The sequence below is a fragment of the Halomonas sp. genome, from assembly GCF_052095695.1.
Lineage (GTDB): Bacteria > Pseudomonadota > Gammaproteobacteria > Pseudomonadales > Halomonadaceae > Vreelandella.
Map to the genome: position 1 here is coordinate 1 of NZ_JBQDLQ010000057.1, position 11,100 is coordinate 11,100.

An 11,100-nucleotide genomic window follows, 5' to 3' on the forward strand; every position below is an offset into this window, starting at 1 on the left:
AGCGCCGAATCGTTTTGTGCGCGATTGGGTGAGTGATAAGTACGCCAAGCGGATAAGTGAGCTGATGCGTGAACTTGCACCCGCGAAACCGCCTAAGGTCAGCCTGACGGTAGGTAGTCGCCGCCCGGCTACGCAGGCGCCTCAGCATCGTGATTTAGGTAATCCTATATCGGCTTCACCATCGCGACCTGCTTCGCCAGCGGTGCATACGTCATCGCGGTCAGATGTCGCCGACGAGCGTGAAATCGATAAATTGCGTGAGCAGCAAGCGCCTGCGCGTCGCCCCAATGAGCGCCAGGTGCAAGTTGAGGGCAGCCTGAAACATGGCAGCGGACTTAATCCTAATTTTACCTTTGATACCTTTGTTGAAGGTAAATCGAACCAACTGGCACGCGCGGCGTCGCGCCAGGTGTCTGAAAATCCTGGCGGTGCCTATAACCCGCTGTTTTTATACGGCGGAGTGGGGCTGGGTAAAACCCACTTGATGCACGCTGTTGGCAATGCGTTAGCGACCCGGCGTGAAAATGCGCGCGTTGTATACCTACACTCCGAGCGATTTGTTGCCGATATGGTGAAGGCATTACAGCTTAATGCGATTAATGATTTTAAACGTTTTTATCGCAGCGTTGATGCCTTACTAATTGACGATATTCAGTTTTTTGCCGGTAAAGAGCGTTCACAAGAAGAGTTCTTCCATACGTTCAATGCGCTCTTGGAAGGCGGCCAGCAGATGATTCTGACCTCTGATCGCTATCCGAAAGAGATTAGCGGTGTAGAAGAGCGTCTGAAATCACGCTTTGGCTGGGGGCTGACGGTGTCGATTGAGCCGCCGGAGCTTGAGACGCGCGTAGCCATTTTGATGAAGAAAGCTGATCAAGCTAAGGTCGATTTGCCTCACGATGCGGCGTTCTTTATTGCTCAAAAAATTCGCTCCAACGTGCGCGAATTGGAAGGCGCGTTGAAAAAAGTTATTGCTGATTCGCATTTCATGGGTAAAACGATTACCCAAGATTTTATTCGCGAGTCATTAAAAGATCTGTTAGCCCTTCAAGATAAGCAGGTTGGCGTTGATAATATTCAGCGTACGGTGGCGGAGTATTACAAAATTAAGGTGGCAGACTTGCTTTCTAAGCGTCGTTCACGCTCCGTTGCTCGACCCCGTCAGGTGGCAATGGCGCTCGCTAAAGAGCTAACCAATCATAGCTTGCCAGAGATTGGCGACGCTTTTGGTGGGCGTGATCACACCACGGTGCTGCACGCATGCCGAAAAGTTAAATCGTTGCAGGAAGAAAGTGCGGACATTCGTGAGGACTATAAGAATTTACTGCGCCTGTTGACCAGTTAATCATTCCATAGGACGGACCTGCGATGCGCAGGTCTGTCAGGATATAGAACCGGAGCATTGATGAAATTTTCGATTTCCCGAGAGGCGCTGCTACGTCCGCTGACGCTGGTCGCCGGTGTCGTCGAGCGCCGCCAAACACTACCTGTGCTTTCTAATGTGTTGATTCAGATAGAAGGCGATCAGGTCTCGCTCACCGGTACTGATTTAGAAGTTGAGCTGGTTGGGCGTACCGTAGCAAGCCAAGTTGATCAGCCGGGCGCTGCCACGGTGCCTGCTCGTAAGCTGATGGACATCTGTAAGTCTCTTCCCGACCAGTCTGACATTCAGCTTAGCGTTGAAGACGGCCGCGCAATACTGCGCAGCGGTCGTTCGCGTTTTACGCTGTCAACATTACCGGTAGCTGAGTTTCCAAATATTGAAGATGCCGACGGCAGCCAGGAAATCAGTGTGCCTCGCGGTATTTTAAAGCATCTGATTGAAGCCACATCATTTGCCATGGCACAGCAGGATGTGCGCTATTACCTCAACGGCATGCTGCTGGAAATTCAAAGTAACCTGCTACGCACGGTAGCCACCGATGGCCACCGCTTGGCGATGTGCTCTCGGCCAATCGACGTCTCTGTTAGCCAGTCGCAAAAGCTGATTGTCCCGCGTAAGGGCATCTTGGAACTGTCGCGCTTGTTAGACGACAGCGATGAGCCGGTAAGCCTAACGTTGGGCTCCAGTCACGTTCGTGCACACACTGGTGATTTCACATTTACCTCTAAGTTAATCGACGGTAAATTTCCGGATTACGAGCGTGTAGTCCCGCGCAATGGCGATAAAGTGTTGATAGCTGAGCGTGCAGAGCTGCGCCAGATGCTTTCACGCACGGCTATTTTGTCTAATGAGAAGTATCGAGGGGTACGCCTTTACCTTGAGGAAAATAATCTTAAAGTAATGGCCAATAACCCTGAGCAGGAAGAAGCTGAAGAAAATATCGCCATTGAGTATAACGGCGGTGCTATGGAAGTTGGTTTTAACGTTGGCTATCTCGTTGATGTGTTAACGGTGCTTAACCAAGAACGAGTGCAACTTACACTGGCAGACCCAAACAGCAGTGCGCTGCTTGAAGAGCCTGGTGGCGGTGACGCGCTTTATGTCGTAATGCCCATGCGCCTGTAATTATATTACGTATAGGTTCAGATGGGGAATTGAGCGGCGCTTCTGATAGCAGAAGCGCCGTTTCTTCTTTGAATGCTACTGGTCTCGTAGTGCTTACTGGCCACCTAGCTTAGCGATTTTAGAAGTGACGATACCGAAATGAGCCTAACACTGCTTAATTTCCATGGCTTGCGCAACCTTCTACCGGTTGAGATGATGCCATCACCTCGTATCAACGTTATTAGTGGTGCTAATGGCAGTGGTAAAACCAGCTTGCTGGAAGGCGTGCATATTCTAGGCATGGGACGTTCGTTTCGTACTCGTCAGTTGAAGCATGCCATTCAATCTGAGCAGCCGCATATGACGCTCTTTGGGCGCCTAAGCGGTGAACCTGAGATTGCCCTAGGCGTTCGCCGTCTACGTGCCCAGAGAGAGCTAGAATTGCGCTTAAAAGGCGAGAAAAACGCTCGGTTAGCAGCCTTGGTTGAAGCCATGCCGTTGCAGCTTATTAATCCGGATGCGTTTCGCTTGCTGGAAGGGTCACCGGCAGGACGGCGTGAGTTTCTGGATTGGGGTGTGTTTCACGTGGAACACGACTTTTTGGGAATATGGAAGCGTACCCGCCGTGCGCTGAAACATCGGAATGCACTGCTTAGGCGTGGTAGAATACAACCCCAGGAAATGGTTGTTTGGGAGCAAGAACTTGCCTACTGGGGTGAGCAAATGGATATGCTGCGAAGAGCCTGGTTCAGCGATTTTCTACCTGTATTTGAAGAAACCTTAAAAATGCTGTTTCCTTTGCTCAGCCTCTCACTTCGCTACGCGAGAGGGTGGGATAAAGAAAGGTCTCTTTCGGCAGTGCTGCACGATAGCCGCGCCACCGATCAGCAGATGGGGTTTACCCAGCAAGGCCCGCAGCGTGCCGATTTACGCATAAGAGTGAATAAACAGCCGGCTGTTGAAGTGCTTTCCAGAGGCCAGCAGAAGTTAGTGGTCAGCGCCATGAAGCTTGCCCAAGGCCGGTTTCTGGAAAGAACAGCACAGCGACACTGTATTTATCTTATCGATGATTTGCCTGCGGAACTTGACGAACAAAATCGTTATCAGTTTTGTCAGCTACTGGAAGATATGCAGTGCCAAGCTTTTATTACCAGCGTCGAGTCTTCTGCTTTACGACGCACGTGGCTCCCTGATACGGCAGTAAAAATGTTTCACGTGAAACATGTTGAGCATGGGTTAAGCCAATTAGTGCAGGACAGCTAAGCAGAAACATCGGCGATACGGAACGAGACAGACTTCACGACGGAGTGGTCAATGAGCGAGCAGGCTTACGATTCATCAAGCATCAAGGTGCTCAAAGGGCTGGACGCAGTACGCAAGCGCCCAGGTATGTATATCGGTGACACCGACGATGGAACTGGTCTGCACCATATGGTCTTCGAGTTGGTGGATAACTCCATCGATGAAGCTTTGGCGGGCCACTGCAGCGAAATTCGCGTTGTCATTCATCCTGATGAGTCGGTCACCGTTAGCGATAACGGTCGCGGTGTTCCTACCGAGCTTCATGAGGGTGAGGGGGTTTCCGCCGCTGAAGTTATCATGACCGTACTGCACGCGGGCGGTAAATTTGATGACAACTCCTACAAGGTGTCTGGCGGCCTACACGGCGTAGGGGTTTCGGTTGTTAACGCGCTTTCTGCCGAGCTGCGCCTCACTATCTGGCGTCAAGGTGAAGTGTTTGAACAGCTGTATCGTCACGGTGTTCCTCAGGCGCCTCTGGGCGTGGTCGGGAAAACTGAAAAAAGCGGCACGCGCGTTCATTTTCGCCCCTCGCCAGAAACGTTTGGCAATATCGAGTTCCATTTCGATATATTGGCCAAGCGCCTGCGTGAACTCTCCTTTTTGAATTCCGGCGTAGCTATACGGCTATTGGATGAGCGCAGCGGTAAAGAGGAGCTATTTCATTACGAAGGTGGCTTAAGAGCCTTTGTTGATCACCTGAACACCAATAAGAATGTGATTAACCCAGTGTTCCACTTTAATGCTGTCCGTGATGATGGCGTTGAAGTTGAGGTTGCCATGCAGTGGAGCGAAGCCTTCACTGAAAATATTTTCTGTTACACCAATAATATTCCTCAGCGGGATGGCGGCGCACATTTGGCGGGCTTTCGTGCCGGCCTTACGCGTACATTAAATAACTACATCGACGCCGAAAATCTGCTTAAAAAAGCCAAAGTGAATACCACCGGTGATGACGCTCGTGAGGGATTAACGGCGATTATCTCAGTAAAAGTGCCGGATCCTAAGTTTTCATCTCAGACAAAAGACAAGTTGGTTTCCAGCGAAGTTAAAACAGCGGTTGAGCAAGAGATGAGCCGTCTGTTTTCCGAATACCTGGTTGAAAAGCCCAACGAAGCTAAAGCCATTGTTAATAAGATGCTGGACGCGGCGCGCGCGCGCGAAGCAGCGCGTAAAGCACGAGACATGACGCGGCGTAAAGGCGCGTTAGATATCGCCGGTTTGCCGGGTAAACTTGCAGACTGCCAAGAGAAAGATCCGAGCCAATCTGAGCTTTACCTGGTGGAGGGTGATTCTGCAGGTGGTAGTGCAAAGCAGGGGCGCGATCGTCGTACTCAGGCCATTTTGCCGCTTAAAGGTAAAATCCTGAACGTTGAGAAAGCACGTTTTGATAAGATGCTCTCGTCCGCTGAAGTGGGCACCTTAATCACTGCGCTTGGCTGTGGTATAGGCCGTGAAGAATTTAATCCCGATAAGCTGCGTTACCACTCCGTTATTATCATGACGGATGCGGACGTTGACGGTTCGCATATTCGTACGTTGCTGCTGACCTTCTTTTTCCGCCAAATGCCGGAGTTAATAGAGCGTGGCCACATCTTTATTGCTCAGCCGCCGCTTTATAAAATTAAGCGCGGCAAGCAAGAGCTGTATCTTAAAGATGAGCAGGCGATGGTGGATTACTTAACCACGACAGCGTTGGATGGCGCTGGCCTGCATGTTAATGCCAATGCACCGGGTATTAGCGGCTCTCAGCTTGAATCGCTGGTCAACCAGTATCGCACCGTGATGAAGCGAATTGATCGCTTATCGCGCGTTTATCCGAATGAGGTGCTTAAACAGATTATCCATACGTCGGCATTGAAAGGGGAGGCGAGTCTTAAAGATCGTGTCACCATGCAGAGCTGGATTGATGAGCTTCAGAAGACAATGGACGATATGGTGGCCTATGAAGGCGGGCCGCGGTATCACTTCCATCTTCAGGAAGACACAGAGCGTGCGCTGTATTTACCTACCGTCTCGCTAGTTGCCCACGGTGTGACTACCGACTATGTTTGGGGGCTCGATTTCTTCGAAAGCGCCGACTATCGCGGGATTGCTGAGCTTGGCGCTGTGTTGGATGGTTTCCTTGAAGAAGGGTCTTATATCGCGCGAGGAGAGCGTCAGAAGCCCGTAGCTCATTTTTCTGAGGTCCTTGCATGGCTTATGCAAGAAGGCCAGCGTGGGCTGTCCGTGCAGCGCTATAAAGGGCTAGGCGAAATGAATCCCGATCAGCTTTGGGACACCACCATGGATCCTGACAGCCGTCGTATGCTTCGTGTCACTATTGAAGACGCTGTGGGTGCCGATATGATGTTTAATACGCTGATGGGTGATGATGTAGAGCCTCGTCGCGAATTCATCGAGACAAATGCCTTAGTGGCCAATCTCGACGTATAAAGGCGTATGACGTGTTTCACGTGAAACAATGAAAATAAAAATGCCGCTGGGAATAGCCCGCGGCATTTTTTTCGTTTTAACCATTTGCGTATAATGCTGGCGTATCTCAAGGAGATTTAAATTAATAAACGCTTTAACCTAGTCGTCCAGCGAGAAGGTTGTCGGTAAAGTCTTTCAAGTTAGTGCAGATTAATGCGTTATTGAGACCTAGGTCTTTTTGAGCGGTTTGTGCGCCTTTGCCCGTTTTAACGAGTACAAGTCTACAGCCACAAGCGTGGCCTGCCTGAAGGTCGCGAAGGCTATCACCCACCATCCAGCTTCCTGACAGGCTCGATAATCCTAATACGCGCTGGATGTCATGAAGCAGTCCAGGCAGCGGCTTGCGGCAAGTACATTTATCGTCGGGACCATGTGGGCAATAGGCAATGTGCGCAATACGGCCTCCTGCGGCCTCTACCAATGTTTTTAAACGCGCGTGGATCTTGGCAAGTACAGTTTCATCATAATACCCCCGCGCAATTCCTGACTGGTTAGTGGCTATGGCTACAATATAGCCTGACTGCGACAAACGAGCGATGGCAGCAATTGAATCAGGATAAGGTATCCATTCATCTAGGGACTTGATGTAAGCATCTGAGTCCTGATTGATGACGCCGTCACGGTCAAGAATAACCAGTTTTTGAGGGTATGTCGGCATCGAAATCTCGTCTATAGGCGCTGATTGAGTGCTGCAAGAGACTGAAGGGTAACGCTTAACTTTCGTCCGTCGCTACCGAAGAATTTAAAGGGTATGCGCCGTAAGTGAAGCAGTTTAGGAAGTGTTTCGCAAAAGCGCTCGCGTACGTCCTGCTTCGCATTTTTCAAACCCTCCACTAGCGCCGGTGTTAAACGCTCGTACTGCGTTGGTGATTTATACAGCTTGCCGTATAGCGAAAAAGTAAAGCAGTACCAGTCGCGCACCATGCAATCCACCGGTGCGTGAACCTGACCAGGGTCGGTCTCAAAGTCGATAAAAACGGTTTTATCATTAGTGATCAGAATATTGCGTGCGAAGGCTTCGCTCAGGTAGCAGTCTCGATGATGAACGCTATTCAGCGCTTCAATGCTAAGTGCTAAAATTTTATCAATTTGAGCAACGTCATTTGTACTTTTAATTTTTTCTAGCAATGTGACAGCGGGTTGCTCAGGCGTACCCGCATCGGCCAAGAGCAGTGCCTGAGGTGTTTGCGCTAGAATAATCGGCACCGGAATACCCGCCTTTTGTAAGGTTTCGATACGGTTAGCTTCAATGATGATGCTTTCTTCACCGCCTATGTTGGGAACAGGCTTAAGCGCATCTAGTTTGAGCCACATGGCCAATAGTTTAAGCGGGGCGCCAAACGCGAGTTACGCTTTGCCGCCCGCTTTAGCCACAGCTTATCGCCATTAAGCATATGTGGCGCCATGGTTGCCTGCTGGCGTGGGAGAGAGTCGAGTAAAAAAAGATCATACATAAGCTGGATCCTCGCGGCTAACTAACGGTCAAACAAGTCGGATAAATTTCTGCCACGAAAACGACTTATCTGTATAAAGCGTTTTGTTTCATTAATATCGATTATTTTACTCCTAAATCGGCCGAGAAACAAAAAAGCTAAACAGTGAAGAAATTAAGTCTAAAGCTTGTTTATCCACCCATAATACCTCATTAAGCATTTGAGAGACGCCGCTATAGATATGTTTATTGAGAGTTTTCCAAGCGACTAGACGCAACACATTAGACATAAGTTTAGGTAATTGTTCCCCTGATCGTATGAGGAATTTCCTATTGAAGGCACTGTGGATTATTGGAATGTTTCACGTGAAACAAAAAACCGATGGCGCGATGCCATCGGTTAGAGGGGGTCGGTGTATAAGATTATTGAGGTAGTAGCGAGATATCGGCTACCTCTAAAAACAAACCTTGCAAGCTGGCCAGTAGCGCTAACCGATTGCGCTGAATAGCAGGGTCATCTGCCATGACCATTACCTGATCAAAGAAGGCATCCACGGGCTCGCGAAGGGTAGCCAGTATATCGAGTGCTTTCTGGTAGTCACCCAGTGCAAACAGCGGAGCCACCAGCGCTTGGTTAGCCATTACCGCGTCGAACAGCTTTTTCTCAGCATCTTCTGCCAGTAACGTTGAGTCCACCTGAGTGATATCGGTATTGGCCTGCTTAGTCAATATATTAGAAACTCGCTTATTGGCGGATGCCAGCGCTGCGGCTTCATCGCGTTGAGCAAAGGCTTTAACAGCGCGAAGGCGGCGAGCGAAATCAAGCGGGTTCGTCACCGGTCGTGCGCGCACAGCAAGATACATTTCCGCACTAATGCCTTCATCTTGGCCCCAGGCGCGGAAACGATCCAACATATAAGTCAGTACATCCTCAACAAGTCCTTCTGCCTTAGGCAGGCTCATGTGCTGTTCTGCGGCAATGTTAAGAAGCTCGCGCAGATCAAGATTAAGCTCGCCCTTAACCAGAATGTTAAGCACGCCAATAGAGGCGCGGCGCAAAGCGAAGGGATCTTTTGCGCCAGTGGGGCGTTGACCAATCCCAAAGATACCGACCAGGGTATCCAGGCGGTCCGCCAACGCTAGTGCCTTACCGGTTGCGCTTTGGGGGATGGCATCGGTGGCAAAACGCGGTAGGTACTGCTCTTCAAGTGCTTGAGAAACGTTGACAGGCTCAGCATCTAGCTCAGCGTAATAGCGCCCCATAATTCCCTGAAGCTCGGGGAATTCGAGCACCATTTCGGTGACTAAGTCGCACTTGGCCAGTGCCACGGCGCGCTGAGTATGAGCAACGTCCGCGTTGATCCTTTCTGCAATAAAGGTCGCCACGGCGGTACTGCGACGCGCCTTATCCGCCAGAGTGCCTAACTGCTTTTGGAATACAACGCTTTCCAGTAGAGCAGTCCTTGAGGCAAGAGTCCGTTTGCGATCGACTTCGTAGAAAAAAGCGGCGTCGGCTAAGCGCGGACGAATCACTTTTTCGTTACCAGAAATAACCTGATCCGGGGCCGCGCTGTCGATATTGGCAATGGTGATAAATAGCGGTTTCAGCTTGCCGGCATCATCTAAAAGATGGAAATATTTTTGGTTGGCCTTCATGGATGAAATCAGGCATTCAGCCGGTACTTCCAGGAAGCGCTCATCAAAGCTTCCGGTGAGGGCTACCGGCCACTCGACTAAACCACTTACTTCTATGAGAAGATCTTCGTCGATAACGGCAGTAGCTGCTTGTACTTCGGCTTCCGCCAACACCTGCTCGCGAATGCGCTCACGGCGCTGCGCGCGGTCTACCAACACGTACGCATTTTCCAAGCTTGCGATGTAGTCATTGGCATGCACCAGCTGAATGGCACCCGGCGCATGAAAGCGGTGACCGAAGGTCGTGCGGCTGGCCTGTAAGCCAAGCACATCGGCGACCACAACGTCGTTGCCGTAAAGCGCTAAAAGCCAGTGCACGGGCCGTGAAAATTCAATGCGCGACGCACCCCAGCGCATATATTTAGGGACCGGAAGTGCGCTGATAGTTTTGCGCAGGATCTCAGGCAGCAGTGCCTGAATCGACTCGCCTTGCTGCTGCTCACGAAATGCAAGCCAGGTGCCTTTATCGGTGTCTAAATGAATTAGATCGTCCACCGTGACGCCGCAGGAGCGAGCAAAACCTTCGGCAGCTTTGGTGGCAACGCCATCTTTAAAGGCGGCTGCCAGAGCTGGGCCACGCCGCTCAACATCGCGATCGGGCTGCTTGTCCGCGAGATCGAATACCTGTACTGCCAGGCGCCGCGGTGTCGCAAAAGCGGCAACGCTGGCAAAGGGAATGTCGGCTTCCTGTAGGCCTTTTTCAATGCCGGCGGCAAAGGCATCCGACAGTGCGTCCAACGCTTTCGGCGGCAGCTCTTCAGCACCCAGTTCTAATAAGAGCGTATTAACAGCCATTTAATCGTCTCCCTGGTCGGCGAGTAGTTCGCGGCGAAGTATTTCTGGCGCCATGGGGAAACCTTCTGCCTTACGCGACTCAAAGTAAGCGGTGGCAATATCTCGGGCCATGGTCCGAACGCGTAAAATAAAGCGCTGACGTTCGGTGACCGAAATAGCGTGACGCGCGTCCAATAGGTTAAACGTATGCGATGCTTTCAGCACCTGCTCGTAGGCAGGTAAGGGCAAGCTGGCTGCGAGCAGTTTGCTGCACTCTTTTTCCTGATGGTCGAAGGAGGCAAATAGCTGATCGACATCGGCATGTTCAAAGTTATAGGCAGATTGTTCGCGCTCATTTTGCAAGTAAACGTCGCCATAGGCGACCTTGCTACCGTCTGGAGCCGTGGCCCAAACAAGATCGTAAACGCTGTCAACGTTTTGCAGGTACATGGCGATACGCTCAAGCCCATAGGTGAGCTCGCCGGTGACCGGGTAGCACTCAATGCCACCTGCCTGTTGAAAGTAGGTAAACTGGGTAACTTCCATACCGTTTAGCCAGATTTCCCAGCCAAGGCCCCAAGCGCCCAGCGTAGGAGACTCCCAGTTGTCTTCTACAAACCGCACATCGTGAACCAGTGGATCAAGACCTAGCCGCTTGAGCGAGCCAAGATAAAGGTCTTGGAAGTTACTCGGCGATGGTTTCATCACCACTTGGAACTGATAATAGTGCTGCAGGCGGTTAGGGTTTTCGCCATAGCGACCATCGGTGGGGCGTCGGGAAGGTTGCACGTAGGCAGCATTCCACGTTTCTGGCCCAATGGCGCGCAGAAACGTCGCTGGGTGGAAGGTGCCTGCGCCGACTTCCATATCGAGCGGCTGGAGAATGACGCAACCCTGTTCTGCCCAGTACTGCTGCAGAGCAAGGATCAAGCCTTGA

8 protein-coding genes are annotated in these 11,100 nt (G+C 51.0%); 4 read left to right on the forward strand and 4 right to left on the reverse strand.

Going from position 1 to position 11,100, the window contains the following annotated elements:
* The 4 genes from dnaA to gyrB all read left to right on the forward strand — a co-directional run.
* A partial coding sequence (gene dnaA / locus ACTH5D_RS12005) for a chromosomal replication initiator protein DnaA (protein ID WP_441671534.1) occupies nucleotides 1-1,345 on the forward strand: 1,345 nt, incomplete at its 5' end.
* Nucleotides 1,346-1,405: 60 nt separating this feature from the next.
* Complete coding sequence (gene dnaN, locus ACTH5D_RS12010; protein ID WP_441671536.1) at nucleotides 1,406-2,509, forward strand: DNA polymerase III subunit beta; 1,104 nt, start codon at nucleotides 1,406-1,408, stop codon at nucleotides 2,507-2,509.
* Nucleotides 2,510-2,647: 138 nt separating this feature from the next.
* Complete coding sequence (gene recF / locus ACTH5D_RS12015; RefSeq protein WP_441671538.1) at nucleotides 2,648-3,751, forward strand: DNA replication/repair protein RecF; 1,104 nt, start codon at nucleotides 2,648-2,650, stop codon at nucleotides 3,749-3,751.
* A 51-nt stretch (nucleotides 3,752-3,802) separates the two neighbouring features.
* Nucleotides 3,803-6,223, forward strand: a complete 2,421-nt coding sequence (gene gyrB / locus ACTH5D_RS12020) for a DNA topoisomerase (ATP-hydrolyzing) subunit B (RefSeq protein WP_441671540.1) — start codon at nucleotides 3,803-3,805, stop codon at nucleotides 6,221-6,223.
* 133 nt (nucleotides 6,224-6,356) lie between these two features.
* Here the strand turns inward: gyrB and gmhB are convergent, their stop codons facing one another.
* The 4 genes from gmhB to glyQ all read right to left on the reverse strand — a co-directional run.
* On the reverse strand, nucleotides 6,357-6,920 hold the full coding sequence (gene gmhB / locus ACTH5D_RS12025; RefSeq protein ID WP_441671542.1) for a D-glycero-beta-D-manno-heptose 1,7-bisphosphate 7-phosphatase: 564 nt from the start codon (nucleotides 6,918-6,920) through the stop codon (nucleotides 6,357-6,359).
* 11 nt (nucleotides 6,921-6,931) lie between these two features.
* The gene (locus ACTH5D_RS12030) at nucleotides 6,932-7,576 is read right to left on the reverse strand and encodes a hypothetical protein (protein WP_441671544.1); all 645 of its coding nucleotides are present in this window, start codon (nucleotides 7,574-7,576) and stop codon (nucleotides 6,932-6,934) included.
* 541 nt (nucleotides 7,577-8,117) lie between these two features.
* The gene (glyS, locus tag ACTH5D_RS12035; RefSeq protein ID WP_441671546.1) at nucleotides 8,118-10,184 is read right to left on the reverse strand and encodes a glycine--tRNA ligase subunit beta; all 2,067 of its coding nucleotides are present in this window, start codon (nucleotides 10,182-10,184) and stop codon (nucleotides 8,118-8,120) included.
* The coding region (gene glyQ / locus ACTH5D_RS12040; RefSeq protein ID WP_441671548.1) for a glycine--tRNA ligase subunit alpha at nucleotides 10,185-11,100 on the reverse strand (916 nt) is incomplete at its 5' end.